Origin of the sequence: Williamsia sp. 1138 (assembly GCF_002095435.2) — a bacterium.
In the GTDB taxonomy this organism is placed as follows: domain Bacteria; phylum Actinomycetota; class Actinomycetes; order Mycobacteriales; family Mycobacteriaceae; genus Williamsia.
In genome coordinates, this window is record NZ_MJEJ02000037.1 from 102556 (window position 1) to 123421 (window position 20866).

The window sequence follows — 20866 nt, forward strand, 5'->3', positions numbered from 1 at the left end:
CCATGTTCGCATTCATAGCCCGAGTCGTGGTCGGCCATCCATGGCGTGTGATCGCCGGTTGGGTCCTCGTGACTGTGGCAATCGCGATCTTTTCCCCGAGTCTCGACGATCACACGAGTGGCAACGAGCAAGACTTCTTGCCCAGCTCATTCGAGTCGGTCAAAGCCCAGGACCTGGGCAACGCATATTTTCCGGATACGGCCGGCGCCACCGGTTCGCTGGTGGTCTCCCGGAGCGATGGCGCGCCGATGTCGCCGCAGGACCAGCAGACGGCCCTGAGCCTGGCCACGACGTTGCAGAACGAGAAGATCCCCGGGGTGACCGATGTCGTCGGCAGTCCACAATCGTTCTCCCCCGACGGGAAGGTCGCGGCGCTGCAGGTCGTCTTCGCGGGGCAGCCCGGCGAAGACGACGTCGACGCCGCGGTACCGCTCGTCCGCGCAGACGCAGACAAGGCCCTGGAGGGCACCGACCTCGAGGCAGGTCTGACCGGGAACGCGGCCATCGAGGTCGACACCGTCACCGCATACGGCGACGCCACGAAGGTCATCACCATCGCCACGATCGCGCTCATCCTGCTCACCTTGGGCCTGGTGTTCCGCAGTCCCATCATCGCGATCCTGCCGATCGTCGTCATCGGTCTGGTCTTCACCGCCGTGCAGGGTGTGACGGCCATGGCCGCGAGCATCTTCGACTTCGAGGTGAGTAACTCGCTCAGTGCGATCCTGGTCGTCGTCCTGTTCGGCGTCGGCACCGACTACATCGTCTTCCTCCTCTTCCGCTACCGCGAAGAGCTCCGGCAGGGCGACAACCCGCCTCATGCCATCGCCCTGTCGACCAGGGTCGTCGGCCGGGTCATCGCATCGTCCGCCCTGACGGTGATCGGCGCGTTCGCTGCTCTGTTCCTCGCGAAACTCGGATCGTTGAGTTCCATGGCACCCGGGCTCATCATCGCGGTGGCGCTGATGCTGCTCACGGCCCTGACCCTGATCCCCGCCGTGTTCACCATTCTCGGCAGGCACCTCTTCTGGCCGCTCGGGCCCGGCCGCGACTCCAAGCGGTCCCCCTACGGCGCACTCGGGCGTTTCGTCGGGCGCCGCCCCGCGATCGTGGTCGCGATCGTCGCCGGCGGGCTCATCGTGTTGGCCATCTTCAGTTCTGGTTACAAGGCCACATACGACACGCTCGCAGAGATGCCGTCGGATACGCCGTCGCAGGAGGCGTACGACACGCTCGCCGATTCCCTTCCGCCGGGGGCGCTGAGCCCGACCCAGGTGTATGTCAAGACACCCGGGCCCGTTCCACAGGACGAATTGGCGACGCTGGCAACAAATCTCAGCAAAGTGCCCGGTGTATCAGCAGTGGAGCCACCCAAGCTGAGCGCTGACGGTACGGCAGCGCTCGTGAACGTGATCCTGACCGAGGGGCCGTACACGACCGACGCCATCGACACGGTCGAGGGACCGGTCCGCGACACCGCACGCAGTTCGGTACCGGATGCAGAGGTCGAGGTCGGCGGTCAGACCTCGACGCTCGTCGATGTCCGCTCTCAACTCAGGGCCGACACCAAGCTCGTCATGCCGGTGGCCTTCGCGATCGTCGGGGTGATCCTGGGATTGTTGCTCATGTCGGTACTCGCCCCACTCAATCTGTTGCTCGGCGTGGGACTCACCTTCGCTGCGACTCTCGGAGCAGTGGTGATCGTGTTCTTACACGGAGGCGGACTCGTCGGTATCGACTTCTCCACCCCGATCGTGCTCTACCTCTTCGTCATCGCGATCGGGACGGACTACAACATCCTGCTCGCCGAACGATTACGCGAAGAATTCCAGAACGGGCACTCACCGCAGAAAGCCGCGGAGATCGCCATTGCCAACGACGGCCCCACCGTCGCAGCTTCGGGCACGATCCTCGCGCTGACCTTCGCCTCCCTCGTGCTCACCGGCCTCGACAATCTCAGGGAACTCGGCGCCGGTGTGGCGATCGGGGTACTCCTCGCCTCGTTGGTGATGGCACCGATGCTGGTACCAGGATTGTCCGTACTACAGCGTGGGGCTTTCTGGTGGCCCGCGAACAAGACCAAACCCTCAGGCCCCGAAGGGGATGCGAAACTCCCGGAGGGCCCGACCAGTCCGGACGATTCATCGTTGGTGAAATCCTGAAGGCGAGTAAACGGACGTGTTCCGGCGAGTAGCATCGGCGTCGTGACCGACGCCCCGGTACGCGCGACCAATCGTCTCGATGCCACGCGTGTTCTCGTCTACAGCGACGACGCCAGTGTTCGTCGACAGATCATCGCCGCCCTCGGGGACCATCCACCGTCAGGTCTGGCCCCGTTCGTCTACGTCGAGGTCGCCACCGCACCGGGGGTACTCCGCGAGATGGATGCGGGCGCCATCGATCTGGTGATCCTCGACGGTGAGGCAGCGCCCGCCGGGGGTATGGGTATCGCGAAACAGCTCAAGGACGAGATCGATCCGTGCCCGCCCGTCTTGGTCTTGACCGGTCGCCCCGAAGACCGGTGGCTGGCGAACTGGTCGCAGGCCGAGGCCGTGGTGTCGCGGCCGATCGATCCCTTCCGGCTCACCGAAGCGGTCGTCGGTATCTTCACACCCACCGCGTAATCCGTTGCTCGCGCCCAACCTTGTGCGTCGACGCGCTGTGCTGTCATCCACCATTTATGAGCAGAACAGATAACTGCAATGACAAATCGGCACCTTTCGCCGCCCCCATAACGCCGACGGCATCGCCACAATCGCCGGTAGTGTGTGTTCCAGATCACACACAGCCCTGAGTGGTCACCGCGACCGGACGTACTCCCGATCACCCGCCCGATCGCCCCGACCACCTCCGCCCGCCTCACCCGCGAAAGGAGGATCGCACCCGATGAATCTCTACGTCCCCATCCTCGTTCTCGGCGCCATCGCGGTCGCCTTCGCCGTGGTGTCGGCCATGCTCGCAAACCTGGTCGGCCCGCGCAGATACAACCGGGCCAAACTCGAAGCATACGAGTGCGGCATCGAACCTGTTCCAAACCCGTTGGGCGGACTGGGATCCGGCAATCTCGCGGCGAGCGGGACCGGACAGCGCATTCCGGTGAAGTATTACCTGACCGCGATGCTGTTCATCATCTTCGACATCGAGATCGTGTTCCTCTACCCCTGGGCCGTGTACTTCGACTCCCTCGGCCTCTTCGGTCTCATCGCCATGGCGCTGTTCATCTTCAACGTCTCGGTGGCCTACGCCTACGAGTGGAGGCGTGGCGGGCTCAGCTGGGATTGACCGCACACCAAGCAGTTTCGGAAAGAGTGACCATCATGGGTCTGGAAGAAAAGCTACCGAGCGGATTTCTCCTGAGTACCGTCGAGGGACTCGCCGGGTACATGCGCAAAGGCTCACTGTGGCCGGCGACATTTGGGTTGGCCTGCTGCGCCATCGAGATGATGGCCACCAGTGGTGGCCGTTTCGACATCGCCCGCTTCGGTATGGAGGCCTTCCGCGCTTCCCCCAGGCAGGCCGATCTGATGATCGTCGCCGGCCGGGTCAGCCAGAAGATGGCGCCGGTGCTGCGTCAGATCTATGACCAGATGGCCGAGCCGAAATGGGTACTGGCGATGGGTGTCTGCGCGTCCTCGGGTGGGATGTTCAACAACTACGCCATTGTCCAGGGTGTCGATCATGTTGTCCCGGTCGACATCTATCTGCCCGGCTGCCCGCCGCGGCCGGAGATGCTGCTGCACGCAATTCTCAAGCTGCACGAGAAGATCGGTGAGATGCCGCTCGGTGTCGACCGCGAAGCGGCGATCGCAGCCGCCGAGGAGGCCGCGATGTCGGCGACGCCGACCATCGAGATGAAGGGACTGCTGCGATGACGGCCGACGACAGCCGCGGGGGCGACCGTGAGGTCATCGGCATCCGGCGTGGGTTGTTCGGGGTCCGCGGCAGCGGCGACACCTCGGGGTACGGCCGGCTGATCCGTCCTGTCTCGCTGCCCGGCAGCACACCACGGCCCTACGGAGGCTACTTCGACGAGGTCGTCGACCTGCTGACCGAGGCGCTCGCCGCCGAGGGGAATCCGGGTGCCCAGGACGCACTGGAGAAGGTGGTGGTCTTTCGCGACGAGCTGACGCTGCACGTGCGGGCGCAGCACTTGCCGGCTGTCGCTTCGGTCCTCCGGGACGACCCCGCACTGAGATTCGAGCTCAGCCTGGGCGTCAGCGGTGTGCACTATCCGGATGAGACCGGCCGAGAGCTTCATGCGACCTATCCCTTGTTGTCGATCACCCACAACCGGCGCGTCCGGCTGGAAGTCGCAGTGCCCGATGCTGATCCTCACATCCCGTCGCTGTACGACGTTTATCCCACCTGCGACTGGCACGAACGGGAGACGTACGACTTCTTCGGGATCATCTTCGACGGCCACCCGTCGCTGACCAGGATCGAGATGCCCGACGACTGGGAGGGCCATCCCCAGCGCAAGGACTACCCCCTCGGCGGCATCCCGGTCGAGTTCAAGGGCGCTCGTATCGCACCGCCCGATCAGCGGAGGTCGTACAACTGATGAGCGAGCACATCGAACAGGCCGAGAACCTCTACAGTGCGTCCGGGCAGGACTGGGACGAGGTGGCGAGCGCCGTCGCCGAGGCCGGAGAAGAACGCATCGTGGTCAACATGGGGCCGCAGCACCCGTCCACACACGGGGTACTCCGGCTGATCCTGGTCCTCGACGGTGAGACCGTCACGGAGGCCAGATGCGGGATCGGCTACCTGCACACGGGAATCGAAAAGAATCTGGAGTTCCGGAACTGGACCCAGGGCGTCACGTTCGTGACGCGCATGGACTACCTGTCCCCGTTCTTCAACGAGACCGCGTACTGCCTGGGTGTGGAAAAACTGCTCGACATCACCGACGCCATTCCCGAGCGGGTCAACGTCATCCGCGTGATGTTGATGGAACTCAACCGGGTCTCCTCACATCTGGTCGCATTGGCCACCGGCGGTATGGAACTCGGCGCGGTGACCGCGATGCTGTTCGGGTTCCGGGAGCGGGAACTGATCCTCGACGTCTTCGAGATGATCACCGGCCTGCGGATGAACCACGCATTCATTCGCCCCGGTGGCCTCGCCCAGGATCTTCCCGACGGTGCGGTGGAGAAGATCCGCGATCTGCTCAAGGTGATGCCTGGTCGATTGCGTGACGTGGAAGACCTGTTGAGCGAGAACTACATCTGGAAGGCCCGCACCCAGGGAATCGGCTATCTCGACCTCACCGGCTGTATGGCGCTGGGCATCACCGGCCCCATCCTGCGGGCCACCGGACTGCCTCACGATCTTCGCCGGTCAGCCCCGTACTGCGGCTACGAGAACTACGAGTTCGATGTCATCACCGACACCGCGTGTGACTCGTATGGCCGCTACCAGATCCGGATCAAGGAGATGAAGGAGTCGCTCAAGATCGTCGAGCAGTGCCTCGACCGGCTGCGGCCCGGCCCGATCATGGTGGAGGACCAGAAGATCGCGTGGCCCGCCGATCTCACCGTCGGCAAGGACGGACTGGGCAACTCACCCGAACACATCTCCAACATCATGGGTTCGTCCATGGAGGGTCTGATCCATCACTTCAAGCTCGTCACCGAGGGCATGCGCGTCCCACCGGGACAGGTCTACGTCTCCGTCGAATCACCGCGCGGCGAGCTCGGAGTGCACATGGTCAGCGACGGCGGCACCAGGCCGTACCGGGTCCACTTCCGGGACCCGTCGTTCACGAATCTGCAAGCGGTAGCGGCGATGTGTGAGGGCGGGATGATCTCGGACGTCATCGCTGCCGTTGCGGGCATCGACCCGGTGATGGGGGGTGTCGACCGATGACTGCCGAACCGGTGTTCATCGATTTCGCGGTGCGCCATGCCAGCACGATCGATACCTACCCGGCCGAGATCCTTGCTCGGCTCGAGGCCGACGCCGCGGTCATCATCGCGCGCTATCCGAGTCCGCGCTCGGCACTGCTCCCGCTGCTGCACCTGGTGCAGAGCGAAGAGGGGTACATCAGCCCGAGCGGAATCGGTTTCTGCGCAGAGCAACTCGGCCTGACCCCGGCCGAGGTGACCGCGGTGTCGACGTTCTATTCGATGTACCGCCGCCGGGAGACCGGCGACTACCTGGTCGGGGTCTGCACCAACACGCTCTGCGCGGTGATGGGTGGGGACGAGATCCTCGCCGACCTGAGCGAGTACCTCGGCGTCGGGCCCGGCGGCACGACCGCTGACGGCACGATCACACTCGAGCACATCGAGTGCAACGCCGCGTGTGACTACGCACCGGTGGTGATGGTCAACTGGGAGTTCTTCGACAATCAGACACCCCGCTCAGGTCGCGATCTCGTCGACGCACTACGCAGCGGCGAGCAGGTGACGCCGACGCGCGGTGCACCGTTGTGCACGTTCCGCGAGACCGCCAGGATTCTCGCGGGTTTCACCGATACCCGTCCCGGTGCATCCGACGCCGCTCTACCCGGCGACGCGACGCTTGCAGGCCTCCGGATCGCCCGCGAACTCGACATGCAGGCACCTTCGGTGAACGCCTCGGGTGATGCGGCGGGCCCGGACGACCAACAGGCCGCTGCGGAGACGACGGCCGACAAACCTGCACCCGCACCGGATGCAACTGCGCCTCCGCGATCCGGATCGCCGGAGACCACACCGCACGGTGAGGGAGTCTGACATGCCACTGTCGCCTGTGCTGTCGCGCTACTGGGACGAACCCGAGTCGTGGACTCTCGACAGCTACCGCCGCCACGACGGCTATTCGGCGCTACGACTGGCCCTCGACATGGATCCCGACGCCCTCATCGCGAGCGTCAAGGCATCGGGCCTACGGGGTCGCGGTGGAGCAGGCTTTCCGACGGGCATGAAGTGGTCGTTCATCCCGCAAGGTGACGGCAAGCCCCACTACCTGGTGGTCAACGCAGACGAGTCCGAACCCGGCACGTGCAAGGACATGCCGCTGCTGCTGGCGACCCCACACGTGCTGATCGAGGGCATCATCATCGCCGCGTACGCGATCCGGGCAGCCAAGGCGTTCATCTATGTACGAGGAGAGGTGCTTCCGGTACTGCGCAGGCTGCAGACCGCCGTCGCGGAGGCCCACGAGGCAGGCCTGCTCGGCACCGACATCCTCGGTTCGGGTTTCGACCTCGACATCGTCGTACACGCGGGCGCCGGGGCCTACATCTGCGGTGAGGAGACCGCGCTGCTCGATTCCTTGGAAGGCAGGCGGGGGCAACCGCGCCTGCGTCCCCCGTTCCCCGCAGTCGCCGGCCTGTACGCCAGCCCCACCGTGGTCAACAACGTCGAGTCGATCGCGAGCGTGCCGTCGATCATCCTGAACGGCAACGACTGGTTCCAGAGCATGGGTACGGAAAAGTCTCCCGGGTTCACCCTCTACTCGCTGTCGGGCCACGTCACCACCCCGGGGCAATACGAAGCACCGCTCGGCATCACCCTGCGTGAACTCCTCGACTACGCGGGCGGTGTGCGAGGCGGCCACGAGCTGAAGTTCTGGACTCCCGGGGGCTCGTCCACGCCGATCTTCACCGCGGAGCATCTCGACGTCACCCTCGACTACGAAGGCGTCGGTGCTGCCGGGTCCATGCTGGGCACCAAGGCATTACAGATCTTCGACGAGACGACCTGCGTGGTCCGGGCCGTCCTGCGCTGGACCGAGTTCTACGCCCACGAATCCTGCGGCAAGTGCACGCCGTGCCGGGAGGGGACCTACTGGCTTGTGCAGATCCTGCAGGGCCTGGAGAACGGCACCGGAACCGCTGACGATCTGCAGAAGCTCCTCGACATCGCAGACAGCATCCTCGGCAAATCATTCTGCGCGTTGGGCGACGGTGCGGCGAGCCCGATCATGTCCTCTCTGAAGTACTTCCGCGACGAGTACGTCGAGCACGCAAGCGGCCGGGGCTGTCCCTTCGACCCCGCCCGATCAACCCTGTTCGAGAGAGTGGGCGCGCCATGACGGTGACCAGCAACTCGACCTCCGCCGCCACGGCCCCCAGCGACCTCGTGTCCATCACCATCGACGGGTCCCAACTGCAGGTACCCAAAGGCACTTTGGTGATCCGCGCCGCCGAACTCATCGGGGTGCAGATTCCACGATTCTGCGACCATCCACTACTGGAACCGGTGGGCGCGTGCCGGCAGTGCCTGGTCGAGGTAGAAGGCCAGCGCAAACCGCTCGCCTCCTGCACCACCACGGTGAGCGAGGGGATGGTGGTCAAGACCCAGCTGACCTCCGAGAGCGCCGAGAAAGCCCAGCGCGGCGTGATGGAACTGCTGTTGATCAATCACCCGCTGGACTGTCCGGTCTGCGACAAGGGTGGCGAATGTCCCCTGCAGAATCAGGCGATGTCCACCGGCCGCACCGAATCGCGGTTCGAAGGCGTCAAACGTACCTTCCCCAAACCGATCCCGCTGTCATCGGAGGTGCTGCTCGACCGCGAGCGCTGCGTCCTGTGTGCGCGATGCACCCGATTTTCCGAGCAGGTCGCCGGAGATCCGTTCATCGACCTCCTCGAACGCGGTGCCCAGCAGCAGGTCGGGATCGCCGAGGACGAACCGTTCGAATCGTACTTCTCCGGGAACACCGTGCAGATCTGTCCGGTCGGTGCACTGACCGGCGCGGCCTACCGTTTCCGGGCGCGGCCGTTCGACCTGGTCTCCACCCCGAGTGTGTGTGAGCACTGTGCCAGCGGATGCGCGCAGCGCACCGACCATCGGCGCGGAAAGGTGCTGCGGCGCCTGGCCGGTGACGATCCCGAGGTCAACGAGGAATGGAACTGCGACAAGGGCCGCTGGGCCTTCGCCTACGAAACGGTTCGTGACCGGATCACCACTCCGCTTATCCGTGGTGCCGACGGCAACCTGGAAGCGGCGTCCTGGTCCGCCGCGCTGGCCATCGCGGCCACCGGGTTGACGGCTGCACATGGCCGGGCCGGCGTCCTGGTGGGCGGCCGGGCCACCGCCGAGGATGCCTACGCCTACGCCAAGTTCGCCCGAACAGTTGTCGGCACCAACAACATCGACTTCCGCAGTCGCGCGCACTCGGCGGAAGAGGCCTCCTTCTTGGCCACCCACATCGCGGGCCGGCCGATGAACCTGACCTACGACGACCTCGAGAAGGCACCGGCAGTACTGCTGGCCGGGTTCGAGCCGGAAGAGGAATCCCCGATCGTCTTCCTGCGTTTGCGCAAGGCGGTTCGCAAGGGCGGGCTGACCGTGGTGTCCATCGCGACGCATGCGAGCACCGGGCTCCAGAAGCTGTCCGGCGGTCTCATCCAGACGATGCCCGGAACCGAACGCACCGCACTCGAACTGCTCCGCGACTCCGAACTGCTCCGGCAGCCGGGCGCGGTGATCCTGGTGGGGGAACGACTGGCCACCTCGCCCGGCGCGTTGAGTGCGGCTGCGGCGTTGGCCATCTCGACGGGCGCGCGTATCGGTTGGGTTCCGCGTCGCGCCGGAGAGCGTGGCGCGCTGGAGGTCGGCGCTCTGGGCAACCTGCTGCCCGGTGGCCGCCCTGTCGTCGACCCGGAAGCCCGCAGGCAGGTGGCCCGGATCTGGGGAACCGAACCGCCCGCCGACGCCGGACTGAGCACCGACGAGATCGTGGCGCAGGCGGCCTCAGGCGAGCTCGGAGCCCTGGTCGTCGGTGGCGTGGACATCTCGGACCTCCCCGACCCGGTGGCCGCCCTCGCGGCAGTCGTCGCCGCGCCGTTCGTGGTCAGCCTCGAACTTCGGGAGAGCGCGGTGACCGACCTCGCCGACGTCGTGCTGCCGGTGTCGGCCGTGGTCCGCAAGAGCGGCACCTTCGTCGACTGGGAGGGACGGCCACGCTCGTTCGATGCCGCGCTGCCCAGCGACGGTGCCATGCCCGACCAGCGAGTCCTCGACGCCCTCGCCCGCCAGATGGGCCGCGACCTCGGGTTGCCCACCGCCGAGGATTCCCGTAACGAACTGGCCCGTCTCGGAGTATGGGACGGCGACTTCCCCGGCGGACCATCGCTGCGAGACACCTTGTCCGGGGCCACGGCGACACCGTCCGCCACTGTGCCCGTGGCGCGGGCCGGCGAGGCAATCCTCACGGGATGGCGCATGCTGCTGGACGCGGGGCGCTTACAAGACGGTGAACCGCACCTGGCCGGTACCGCGCACCGACCGGTGATCAGGCTGTCGCCCGACACTGCAGCCGAAAATGGGCTCCTGGACGACGAACTCGTGACCGTCAGCACGGACCGGGGTTCGATCACGCTCCCACTGGAGGTGACCCGACTACCCGATCGAGTGGTCTGGGTACCTCTCAACTCGCCCGGGAGCGCTGTGTACCGAGACCTCGGACCTGCTGTCGGACAACCGGTCCGGATCAGCCGAGCCAATCGGACGGAGAACGCATGACCGATCTCTCCGCCTTCGGCCACGACCCCTGGTGGCTGATCCTCGCCAAAGCCCTGGGTATCTTCGTCTTCCTGCTCCTGACACCTCTCATCGCGATCCTCGCCGAACGCAAGGTGATGGCCTGGATGCAGACCCGGGTCGGACCGAACCGGGTCGGACCCAAGGGGCTGCTGCAGAGCCTTGCAGACGGGGCCAAGCTGGCGCTGAAAGAGGGCATCATCCCGAGCGGGGTCGACAAGCCCATCTACCTCCTCGCCCCGATCATCGCGGTCGTGCCGGCCATCATGGCCTACGCCGTCATCCCGTTCGGGCCGGTCGTCTCGATCTTCGGCCACCGGACACCGCTGCAACTGACCGACCTGTCCGTCGCTGTCCTGTACATCCTCGCCGTGACGTCGGTCGGGGTCTACGGCATCGTGCTCGCGGGCTGGGCATCTGGTTCGACATATCCGCTTCTCGGAGGATTGCGCTCGAGCGCACAGGTGATCTCGTACGAGATAGCGATGGGTCTGACGTTCGCCGCCGTATTCCTCGATGCCGGCACGATGTCGACGTCGGGAATCGTCGGCGCCCAGGACGGCACCTGGTACGTATTCCTGTTGCTCCCTTCCTTTGTCGTCTATGTGTTCTCCATGGTCGGTGAGACCAACCGTGCACCGTTCGACCTGCCCGAGGCCGAGGGTGAGCTGGTCGGCGGATTCCACACCGAGTACTCGTCGTTGCGGTTCGCGATGTTCATGCTCGCCGAGTACATCAACATGGCGACGGTGTCCGCGCTCGCCGCAACCCTGTTCCTCGGTGGATGGCATGCGCCCTGGCCCATCTCGCTCTGGGACGGCGCCAACTCCGGCTGGTTCCCGCTGATCTGGTTCGTCGCCAAGGTCTGGGGGTTCCTGTTCTTCTTCATCTGGCTCCGCGCAACCCTGCCGCGACTGCGCTACGACCAGTTCATGAACCTCGGCTGGAAGGTGCTCATCCCCGTCTCGCTGGCCTGGGTCATGATCGTCGCCACGGTGCGGGCTCTGCACAACGAGGGCTACGGAATCAGCACCGCGGTGATCGGAGTCGCCGGCGTCGTGGTGGCTCTCGGTCTTGTCGGTGTGCTCTGGAAGATGCTGCGCAACAAACGTGATCGTGCGCAGGCCGATTCCGCTGCCCTCGAGGCGGCGCGACCGTTCGACGCCATGGCCGGCGGATTTCCCATCCCCCCGATGGCGCCACCGGTCCCACCGCGACTGCGCCGGGTCCACCGCACCCATCCGAATGTCGTCGAGGGCACCCCAGAAGGTGTCACGGAAAGGGAGAGCACCGATGCGTAACCCACTGGAACCACTCGCCGGCTTCGGCGTCACATTCTCGTCGATGTTCAAGAAGAACAACACCGAGTTCTATCCCGAGGTCAAGACACCGACGGCTGCGCGCTATCACGGCAGGCATCAGCTGAATCGGTACCCCGACGGCCTCGAGAAGTGCATCGGGTGCGAGCTGTGCGCCTGGGCGTGCCCCGCTGATGCGATCTTCGTCGAGGGGGCTGACAACACCGACGACGAAAGATACTCCCCCGGCGAAAGATACGGCCAGGTGTATCAGATCAACTACCTGCGGTGCATCGGGTGCGGCCTGTGCATCGAGGCCTGTCCGACGCGGGCGCTGACGATGACCAACGACTACGAGATGGCCGACGACAACCGCGCCGACCTGATCTACGGCAAGGACAAACTGCTCGCCCCACTCGCCGAGGGGATGACTGCACCGCCGCACGCAATGGTGCCCGGCAGCACCGACGAGGACTATTACCGCGGCAACGTCCTGGGCGAGATCATGCCCGGCAGTCCACCGGAATCTCGACCACGTCCCACCCCGAAGGCGTCGTGAACACCTTGGTCGCCGCGCCGATTCTGGTCGCGGAACCACTGACCCAGACCTCCACCGCCGAGGCCGTACAATTCTGGATCCTCGGGACCATCGCGGTACTCGGCGCGCTCGGCGTCGTGTGTTCGACGAAAGCCGTGTACTCGGCGGTCTTCCTGGCGATGACGATGATCATCCTGGCGGTCTTCTACATCGCCCAGGGCGCCTTGTTCCTCGGGGTCGCGCAGGTCGTGGTGTACACGGGCGCAGTGATGATGCTGTTCCTCTTCGTCCTCATGCTCGTGGGCGTCGACTCGTCGGATTCCCTCGTCGAAACCCTTCGAGGACAACGACTCGGCGCGATCGTCGTCGGCCTCGGATTCGGGATACTCCTGATCGCGGGTATCGGCAGTGCTTCCGTCACCGCCTTCGTCGGAGTCGAGCAGGCCAATGCCGGAGGCAATGTCGAAGGCCTGGCCGAGCTCATCTTCATCCGGTACCTCTGGGCCTTCGAACTCACCGGGGCCCTGCTGATCACGGCCACCCTCGGGGCCATGGTCCTCGCGCACCGAGAGCGGCTCGGCGACAAAGAGAGCCAGCGTGAGATGTCGATCCGCAGGTTCTCCCAGGGCGCCCGGCGCACCCCACTGCCCAACCCCGGTGTGTATGCCCGGCACAACGCCGTGGACATGCCCGCTCTGCTGCCTGACGGCTCGTACTCCGAGCTGTCGGTCAGCGATGTCCTGACACCGCGCGATCCCGCGGGCCCCAACCTCGGGGCCTCCAATTCGCGGGGTGGCTCATGAATCCCGAGAACTATCTGTACGTCTCCGCACTGTTGTTCACCATCGGCGCAGGCGGGGTCCTGGTACGCCGCAACGCTGTGGTGGTCTTCATGTGTGTCGAGCTCATGCTGAACGCCTGCAACCTCGCATTCGTCACATTCGCTCGTATGAACGGCAACCTCGACGGACAAGTGATCGCCTTCTTCACGATGGTCGTCGCGGCCGCCGAGGTCGTTGTGGGTCTTGCGATCATCATGACCATCTTCCGCACCCGCCACTCGGCCTCGGTCGATGACGCAGACCTGCTGAAACTCTGAGCCGGCCATGAACTCTTCGATCTGGGTTCTCCCCGCACTTCCCCTCGCGGGGGCCGTGGTGCTGTTGCTCGCCGGACGTCGTAGTGACGCGTGGGGTCACCTGCTGGGCGTGCTGATGGCGTTGGCGTCCTTCGCTTTCGGGCTGGTGCTGTTCTTCGACATGCTCGGTCGGGCCACAGACGAGCGCGCGATGACCGAGACATTGTTCACGTGGGTCCCGGTCGGGGCCCTGCAGGTCGACTTCGGCCTGCAGCTCGATCAGCTGTCGATGTGTTTTGTCCTGCTGATCACCGGTGTCGGCACACTCATCCACATCTACTCCATCAGCTACATGGCCGACGATCCGGCTGAGATTGAAGGCAGCTCCGCAGGCTTCGTGCCCCGTCGTCGCCGATTCTTCGCGTACCTCAATCTGTTTCTGGCCGCGATGCTGCTGCTGGTCCTGGCCGACAACTACCTGGGCCTCTATCTCGGCTGGGAGGGCGTCGGCCTGGCGTCGTACCTGTTGATCGGCTTCTGGCATGAGCGACCCAGCGCAGCGGCCGCAGCCAAGAAGGCATTCATCGTCAACCGGGTCGGCGACATGGGCCTGGCGATCGCCATGATGATCATGTTCGCGACATTCGGTTCGGTCGGATTCGGCGAAGTGTTCGGCGGCGCCGGGGAAGCCGGCGAGGGCACGTTGACCGCGCTGGGCCTGATGCTGCTGCTCGCGGCCTGCGGCAAGTCAGCCCAGGTACCGCTGCAGTCCTGGCTCGGCGACGCCATGGAAGGCCCGACACCGGTATCGGCACTCATCCACGCGGCCACCATGGTCACCGCGGGTGTCTACCTCATCACGCGATCCGGACCCATCTTCAACCTCGCGCCCGATGCCCAACTGGGAGTGGTGATCGTCGGTGCCGTGACCTTGCTGTTCGGTGCGATCATCGGCTGCGCCAAGGACGACATCAAGAAGGCGCTGGCGGCATCGACGATGAGCCAGATCGGCTACATGGTGCTCGCCGCCGGACTCGGACCCGCCGGGTACGCGTTCGCCATCCTGCACCTGATCACCCACGGATTCTTCAAGGCCGGCCTGTTCCTCGGTGCGGGCTCGGTCATGCACGGCATGAACGACGAGACAGACATGCGCCGCTTCGGCGGGCTGCGCACCCTGATGCCGGTGACGTTCGTGACCTTCGGTCTCGGGTACCTCGCCATCATCGGGATCCCACCGTTCTCGGGCTTCTTCTCCAAAGACAAGATCATCGAGACCGCCTGGGCGGCAGGCGGGGTCAAAGGCATCATCCTCGGAACGGTCACGGTCCTGGGCGCCGGGATCACCGCGTTCTACATGACCCGCGTGATGCTGCTGACGTTCTTCGGGGAGAAGCGCTGGAAGCCGGACACCCATCCTCACGAATCCCCCGGCATCATGACGATGCCGATGGTCGTCCTGGCGTTGGGGTCGGTGTTCGCCGGCGGTCTGCTGGTACTCGGTGGCTCCCTGCAACACTGGCTGGAGCCCGTGGTCGGCGAACACCACGGTCATCTGTCGGTGCCGGTCTGGGTCATCACGGTCAGCACCCTGGCAGTTGTTCTCGTCGGCGTCGGTATCGCGTATCGGCAGTACGCCGGCCGGACTGTACCGACCACGGCACCCGACGATGTGTCGTCGCTGACCGAGGCCGCCCGCGCCGACCTCTACGGTGACGCGTTCAACGAAGCAGCATTCATGCGGCCCGGCCAAAAGCTCACCACCGCACTCGGACTGGCCGACACCAAGGGCGTCGACGGACTGGTCAGCGGTGTCGCGGCCGCGGTGTCCGGGCTGTCGACACGCGTGCGCCGACTGCAGACCGGGCTCGTGCGTTCCTACGCGCTGTCGATGTTCGCCGGCGCCGCACTGCTCGTCGCGATGATGATGGTGGTGAGGGTGTGGTGAGCGACTTTCCCTGGCTGACGCTGCTCTGGGCGGTACCGGTTCTCGGCGCCGTCCTCATCCTGACCTTGCCGCCGCGGTTGCGTCCACACGTCAAATGGCTGGCCCTGGGCGCGTCTCTGGTGGTGCTGGCGATCGCGATCGGACTGGCTGTCGGATTCGATCCCGGCGGCGCCCAGTACCAGTTCGTCGAATCCCGTTCCTGGATACCTGCGTTCGGCACCAGGTACGCGCTGGGCGTCGACGGGATCGCGCTGGCCCTGGTTGTCCTCACCGCGGTGCTGCTGCCGCTGCTGCTCATCGCCGGCTGGAACGACGCCGCCGAGGACCGGCGCCGGGCCACCCACCGTTATGTCGCACTGATGTTGCTCGTCGAGGCAATGGTGATGATCTCGTTCACCGCTCTCGACATCCTGTTGTTCTACATCTTCTTCGAAGCCATGCTCATCCCGATGTACTTTCTCATCGCAGGGTTCGGCGGTCCCGCCGAGGCGGGTCTTCGCTCGCGCGCCGCCGTGAAGTTCCTGCTGTACAACCTCGCCGGCGGGCTGATCATGTTGGCCGCGGTCATCGGCCTCTACGTCGCCACCACCGACATGGGCAGCGGGACATTCGATTTCCGGGAGATCGTCGCGGCCATCTCCTCGGGATCGCTCGACATCGACCCGACCGTGGCCAAGGCACTGTTCCTCGGCTTCATGTTCGCGTTCGCGGTCAAGGCCCCGCTGTGGCCCCTGCACACCTGGCTCCCGGATGCGGCAGTGCAGGCCACCCCGGCCGGCGCGGTACTCATGATGGCGGTCGTCGACAAGGTCGGAACGTTCGCCATGCTCCGCTATTGCGTTCAGCTCTTCCCGGACGCCACACGGTATTTCACACCGCTGATCATCACGCTCGCAGTCATCGGCATCGTGTACGGCGCCATCCTGGCGATCGGGCAGACCGACATGATGCGTCTCATCGCGTACACGTCGATCTCCCATTTCGGTTTCATCATCCTCGGAATCTTCGCCCTGACCAGCCAGGGGCAGGCGGGGTCGACGCTCTACATGGTCAACCACGGGATAGCCACCGCCGCACTGATGCTCATCGCCGGCTTCTTGATCACCCGCCGCGGCACCCGCAACATCGCGGACTACGGCGGGGTGCAGAAGGTCGCGCCGATCATGGCCGGCACCTTCCTCGTCGCCGGTCTTGCGACACTCTCCCTACCCGGTCTCGGACCGTTCGTGAGCGAGTTCCTCGTTCTCATCGGCACGTTCACCCGCTATCCGGTCGCAGCGGTGTGCGCCACCATCGCCCTCGTACTCGCGGCGATCTATGTGCTGTGGATGTATCAGCGGATCATGACCGGTCCGGTCACCGCGGGAAATGAGAAGATACCCGACCTCAAACGGCGAGAACTCGCCGTGGTGGCCCCACTCATCGCCCTGCTCCTGGTGTTGGGCATTTACCCGAAACCCGTGATGGATGTGATCGACCCTGCTGTCGGGCACACCCTCACGGTGATCGATCAGCGTGACCCGGCGCCTGCCGTGGCCGAACCGGACGGAGGAGGGCGATGACGTCTCCAGCACTGGCAGTAGAGGTCCTGCCTGCGCCATCGATCGAGTACGCACAACTGTCCCCGATGCTGATCGTGTTCGGCGTCGCGGTGGTCGGTGTCTTGGTCGAGGCCTTCGGTCCCGCGAGGTACCGCTACGGCGGTCAGCTGGTGCTCAGTCTCGGAGGTCTGGCAGCCGCGTTTGTCGCGGTGGTCGTGCTGGCAGGGACCAATTCGTCGGCGGCGGTGGGATCGGTGGCCGTGGACGGTCCGACGCTGTTGTTGCAGGGGACGATCCTCGTTGTCTCCGCTCTGGCGATTCCACTGATGGCCCAACGCTCCACCACCGGGGTCGTGGTCGGTGCGGCTGCCGGCGCGAGCTCCGGCGCAGGGTCGGTCGGTGGCCGGAAGGTGCTCGACGCGTTTGCCTCTGCGGCCTCCACCGTGCCCGGCAGTCCGGCGGAGCAGAACGCCTCGCGCGCGGGTGTCGTTCAGACCGAGGTCTTCCCGTTGGTGATGTTCGCCGTCGGGGGCATGCTGCTCTTCCCTGCCTCCGACGACCTGCTGACGATGTTCATCGCGCTGGAGGTCCTCTCACTCCCGCTGTACATGCTGTGCGGCCTCGCGCGGCGGCGCCGCCTGCTCTCGCAAGAAGCAGCGCTCAAGTACTTTCTGCTCGGAGCATTCTCGTCGGCGTTCTTCCTGTTCGGTGCGGCATTCCTGTACGGGTACGCGGGGTCGGTACAGCTCGGCGAGATCGCCACAGCCATCGACGCCGAGGCAGGCGATCGCACCCTCGCCCTGATCGGCGCCGGGTTGGTGTCCGTCGGTCTGCTGTTCAAGGTCGGGGCGGTGCCGTTCCACTATTGGGTGCCCGACGTGTACCAGGGCGCGCCGACGCCCATCACCGCCTTCATGGCCGCGGCCACCAAGATCGCCGCCTTCGGTGCCATGCTGCGTCTGTTCTACGTCGCCTTGCCCGGACTCAAGGACGACTGGCGCCCGATCCTGATCGTGATCGCCATCCTGACCATGGTGATCGCCTCTGTCGTCGCCATCACCCAGACGGACATGAAGCGCATGCTGGCGTATTCCTCTGTGGCGCATGCCGGATTCATCCTCACCGGAGTGGTGGCCATCAACCGGGCCGGCCTGTCGTCGACCATGTTCTACCTCGCCGCGTACGGGTTCAGCACCGTGGGTGCGTTCGCCATCGTGACGCTGGTACGCGACAAGTCCGGGGAGGTCACCGACATGTCCCGCTGGGCCGGGCTGGGCCGACGATCACCCTTAATGGCGGGCGTATTCGCGTTGTTCTTGCTGGCGTTCGCAGGGATTCCGCTGACGAGCGGATTCGTCAGCAAGTTCGCGGTCTTCCAGGCCGCAGCGTCGGGAGGTGCTGTGCCACTGGTGATCGTCGGCGTCATCAGCAGCGCGATCGCCGTCGTGTTCTATGTCCGAGTGATCGTGTTGATGTTCTTCTCCGAGCCCGATTCTGACGCACCCACCGTCGTGATCCCGGGCATCGGCACCACCGTCTCCATTGCCCTGTGTGTCGTGGTGACCGTGCTGCTCGGGATTTTTCCGCAGCCACTTCTCGACCTCGCCGACCAGGCGGCGGCCTTCCTCCGGTAGCCCGGAAGTGGTGGGTTCGGGCGAGCGTTCGCCCAGGTCGAGCTCGCCCGAACCCACCACTTTCGGAATATCATGGCGCCATGCGGACTCGATCCTTACTCCTCGGCATCGCGGTGTCGGCAACGGCGTTGCTCGCCCCGACCGTGGCCCAGGCCGCGCCGGACGGTTCGGTCGCAGCCGTTGATCTGACCGGCCTGACGTCAGCGATCGCCGACCGGCTCGCCCTCGCCGACACTGTTGCGGCGTCCAAGTGGGCGTCTGGCGCAGCAATAGACGATCCCGTCCGCGAGCAGGTAGTGCTGGACTCGGTGACGCTGCTCGCCACCGAACGCGAGCTCGATCCCGCCTACGTCCGAATGGTGTTCCGAGACCAGATCGAGGCCAGCAAGACCGTCCAGCGCGGCCTGTTCGCGGTGTGGTCGTCACCGGGCGGCGTTCCCCCAGCAGGTTCGCCGGACCTCGGGCCGGTGCGGACGGCCATCAATGCGCTCAACGTCGAGATCGTCGATCAGCTGGCGGCTCAGGAAGCGATCCTGTCCGGCAGTCTCTGCCTCCCCGGCCTCGCCGGATCCACCGTGACCACGATTGCCGCCAAGCAGTTCGACCCTCTGCACATCGCGGGCCTGATTCAGGCCGAGTCCTCCCTCTGCGACGCCTGACCGCAAACCCACCCGTTCTGGTCAAACCCAAGGGTCTGAAGCTCGTGGGTTTGCCTGGAACGGGTGGGTTTGTCGAGAACACAAGAACAGCCCCTCACCTGCGTCAGGTGAGGGGCTGTTCTATGGCGGTGGCGGAGGGATTTGAACCCTCGGTACGGGGTTACCGTACACAGCATTTCGAGTGCTGCACCTTCGGCCGCTCGGACACGCCACCGCCGAAAACTGTACCGCAGCACCCGGCTGAGTCAGCAATCAGCTGGTCAGCGCCGGTTTTCGGTCAGTTCCGGCGAAAGTGTCAGTGGCCGGTGAGCTTGTCCTTGACGTCATTCGTCTTGTTCTTGACGGCGTCGGCAGCGTCGGTGACCTTCTGCTTGATGTTGGCACTGGCCTGGTCGCCCTGGCCCTCGGCCTTCAGGTCCTGGTTGTCGGTGGCACTGCCCGCGGCTTCTTTTCCGCGGCCCTTGAGCTCTTCGGCCTTGTTCTTTGCGTCGTCTGCGAGACCCATGGCATAACCTCCGTTTATCGGTAGATCACTCGGCTACTTTTTCAGCGCGCGAGACGCACGCCGGGCCGATAGGCTCCGTCTACCCCGAGCACTACCCTCCAACGTGCCACAAGGCGGGGGCCGCTGCCACCACCTTCTACTCACTCGACGTGGCGATTGTGACAATCCCATCTGAGGTGTTTACGACGCCGGGGCGCGGGGTAACCCCGGCCGTCACCGGTGGTCGGCGAAGAACGCCCGCAACACCTCACCGCAGCGGTCTTCCAGGACTCCACCCCGCACCTGCGGACGGTGGACGTTGCGACGATCCCGAACCACGTCCCACAGCGACCCCACGGCACCTGTCTTGGGCTCCCATGCCCCGAACACCAGCCGATCCAGCCGCGCGAGGGTGATGGCGCCCGCACACATCGTGCACGGCTCCAGGGTCACTGCGATGGTGCAGCCACCGAGCCGCCAACTGTCGCCCACCACGGCGACCGCGGCACGGATCGCAAGCACCTCGGCATGAGCCGTGGGGTCGGACGTCGCTTCCCTGGCATTCGCCGCGGACGCGATGACCCGCCCGTCGGCGTCCACGATCACCGCACCCACCGGAACATCCCTCGGATCGGCGTCTGCGGCTGCCGCCAACGCCGCCTCGATCAATTCTTCGTCCGACACAGTCGAGCTACAACTCAGTGATTGAGCTTCTCGAGGGTCTTCGACAGCTCATCGGCAAATCCCAAGCGAGCTGCGATCATTCCGATCTGTTCATCCGCGTAGAGATCGGTGTCGCCGACGATCACGCTCATCACTGCCTCTTGCAATCCCAGATCGGAAAGCACGCCGAAATCGCCCTCGGCCCACGGTTCGACATCGTCGAGTTCGTCGGGATCGATGTCGGGAATGTCGACATTCAGCGATTCCAGGACATCCGCCGCGATGTCGTAGTCGATGGCGGCAGTGGCGTCGGAGATCAACAGTTTGGTACCGGAAGGCGAAGGCCTGACGATGATGAAGAACTCGTCGTCGACGTCGAGCAGACCGAAGACAGCACCCGCACTCCGCAGCCCCCGGAGCAGGTTCTCGGCCTCGCCGAGTTCGCTCAGCGCGCTGGTGTCCATCGTGGTGAGGGTCCATTTGCCGTCCTCCCGGACGACCGCAATGGCGAAACCTTCTACCTCATCCGCGCTCGCACCGGCCATAGC

At 65.2% G+C, this 20866-nt stretch carries 20 protein-coding genes and 1 tRNA gene; 17 read left to right on the plus strand and 4 right to left on the minus strand.

The window, feature by feature from the left end:
- Positions 1–2: 2 nt before the first annotated feature.
- From BH683_RS09560 to aroQ, 17 genes are all read left to right on the plus strand, one after another.
- Complete coding sequence (locus BH683_RS09560) at positions 3–2162, plus strand: MMPL family transporter (RefSeq protein WP_084836004.1); 2160 nt, start codon at positions 3–5, stop codon at positions 2160–2162.
- 42 nt (positions 2163–2204) lie between these two features.
- A complete protein-coding gene (locus BH683_RS09565; protein WP_084836005.1) occupies positions 2205–2624 on the plus strand; it encodes a response regulator transcription factor in 420 nt (139 codons plus the stop codon).
- A 262-nt stretch (positions 2625–2886) separates the two neighbouring features.
- Positions 2887–3282, plus strand: a complete 396-nt coding sequence (locus BH683_RS09570; protein ID WP_084836006.1) for an NADH-quinone oxidoreductase subunit A — start codon at positions 2887–2889, stop codon at positions 3280–3282.
- Between the two features lie 35 nt (positions 3283–3317).
- The gene (locus BH683_RS09575; RefSeq protein ID WP_084836068.1) at positions 3318–3872 is read left to right on the plus strand and encodes an NADH-quinone oxidoreductase subunit B; all 555 of its coding nucleotides are present in this window, start codon (positions 3318–3320) and stop codon (positions 3870–3872) included.
- Positions 3869–4561 (plus strand): NADH-quinone oxidoreductase subunit C, encoded by a 693-nt coding sequence (locus tag BH683_RS09580; protein WP_084836007.1) that lies wholly within the window; start codon positions 3869–3871, stop codon positions 4559–4561. The genes BH683_RS09575 and BH683_RS09580 overlap by 4 nt, the downstream gene beginning before the upstream one ends.
- Entirely contained in the window at positions 4561–5868 is a 1308-nt protein-coding gene (gene nuoD / locus BH683_RS09585) for an NADH dehydrogenase (quinone) subunit D (protein ID WP_084836008.1), read from the plus strand. Before BH683_RS09580 ends, nuoD begins: the two co-directional genes overlap by 1 nt.
- Positions 5865–6719 (plus strand): NADH-quinone oxidoreductase subunit NuoE, encoded by an 855-nt coding sequence (nuoE, locus tag BH683_RS09590; protein WP_084836009.1) that lies wholly within the window; start codon positions 5865–5867, stop codon positions 6717–6719. The genes nuoD and nuoE overlap by 4 nt, the downstream gene beginning before the upstream one ends.
- A gap of 1 nt (position 6720) precedes the next feature.
- Positions 6721–8022, plus strand: coding sequence for an NADH-quinone oxidoreductase subunit NuoF (nuoF, locus tag BH683_RS09595; protein WP_084836010.1), 1302 nt, complete (start codon positions 6721–6723; stop codon positions 8020–8022).
- Positions 8019–10457, plus strand: coding sequence for an NADH-quinone oxidoreductase subunit G (locus tag BH683_RS09600; protein ID WP_084836011.1), 2439 nt, complete (start codon positions 8019–8021; stop codon positions 10455–10457). Before nuoF ends, BH683_RS09600 begins: the two co-directional genes overlap by 4 nt.
- Positions 10454–11776 (plus strand): NADH-quinone oxidoreductase subunit NuoH, encoded by a 1323-nt coding sequence (nuoH, locus tag BH683_RS09605; protein WP_084836012.1) that lies wholly within the window; start codon positions 10454–10456, stop codon positions 11774–11776. Before BH683_RS09600 ends, nuoH begins: the two co-directional genes overlap by 4 nt.
- Positions 11769–12332, plus strand: coding sequence for an NADH-quinone oxidoreductase subunit NuoI (gene nuoI, locus BH683_RS09610; RefSeq protein WP_084836013.1), 564 nt, complete (start codon positions 11769–11771; stop codon positions 12330–12332). The genes nuoH and nuoI overlap by 8 nt, the downstream gene beginning before the upstream one ends.
- A 20-nt stretch (positions 12333–12352) precedes the next feature.
- Positions 12353–13114: an NADH-quinone oxidoreductase subunit J gene (locus tag BH683_RS09615; protein ID WP_084836069.1), complete on the plus strand. Its 762-nt coding sequence runs from the start codon at positions 12353–12355 to the stop codon at positions 13112–13114.
- Positions 13111–13410, plus strand: a complete 300-nt coding sequence (gene nuoK, locus BH683_RS09620) for an NADH-quinone oxidoreductase subunit NuoK (protein ID WP_084836014.1) — start codon at positions 13111–13113, stop codon at positions 13408–13410. The genes BH683_RS09615 and nuoK overlap by 4 nt, the downstream gene beginning before the upstream one ends.
- 7 nt (positions 13411–13417) lie before the next feature.
- The gene (gene nuoL, locus BH683_RS09625) at positions 13418–15337 is read left to right on the plus strand and encodes an NADH-quinone oxidoreductase subunit L (protein WP_084836015.1); all 1920 of its coding nucleotides are present in this window, start codon (positions 13418–13420) and stop codon (positions 15335–15337) included.
- Complete coding sequence (locus BH683_RS09630; protein WP_084836070.1) at positions 15334–16899, plus strand: NADH-quinone oxidoreductase subunit M; 1566 nt, start codon at positions 15334–15336, stop codon at positions 16897–16899. The genes nuoL and BH683_RS09630 overlap by 4 nt, the downstream gene beginning before the upstream one ends.
- A complete protein-coding gene (gene nuoN / locus BH683_RS09635) occupies positions 16896–18512 on the plus strand; it encodes an NADH-quinone oxidoreductase subunit NuoN (RefSeq protein WP_084836016.1) in 1617 nt (538 codons plus the stop codon). The genes BH683_RS09630 and nuoN overlap by 4 nt, the downstream gene beginning before the upstream one ends.
- Positions 18513–18592: 80 nt before the next feature.
- The gene (aroQ, locus tag BH683_RS09640) at positions 18593–19171 is read left to right on the plus strand and encodes a gamma subclass chorismate mutase AroQ (protein WP_084836017.1); all 579 of its coding nucleotides are present in this window, start codon (positions 18593–18595) and stop codon (positions 19169–19171) included.
- A gap of 123 nt (positions 19172–19294) precedes the next feature.
- On the opposite strand, the gene BH683_RS09645 is transcribed toward aroQ, so the two are convergent.
- The 4 genes from BH683_RS09645 to BH683_RS09660 all read right to left on the minus strand — a co-directional run bounded on the left by BH683_RS09645 (position 19295) and on the right by BH683_RS09660 (position 20863).
- Positions 19295–19385, minus strand: a tRNA-Ser gene (locus tag BH683_RS09645).
- 81 nt (positions 19386–19466) lie between these two features.
- Positions 19467–19676, minus strand: coding sequence for a CsbD family protein (locus tag BH683_RS09650; RefSeq protein ID WP_084836018.1), 210 nt, complete (start codon positions 19674–19676; stop codon positions 19467–19469).
- A gap of 213 nt (positions 19677–19889) precedes the next feature.
- Complete coding sequence (locus tag BH683_RS09655; RefSeq protein WP_084836019.1) at positions 19890–20339, minus strand: nucleoside deaminase; 450 nt, start codon at positions 20337–20339, stop codon at positions 19890–19892.
- A gap of 14 nt (positions 20340–20353) precedes the next feature.
- A complete protein-coding gene (locus BH683_RS09660) occupies positions 20354–20863 on the minus strand; it encodes a tRNA adenosine deaminase-associated protein (RefSeq protein ID WP_084836020.1) in 510 nt (169 codons plus the stop codon).
- Positions 20864–20866 lie beyond the last annotated feature (3 nt).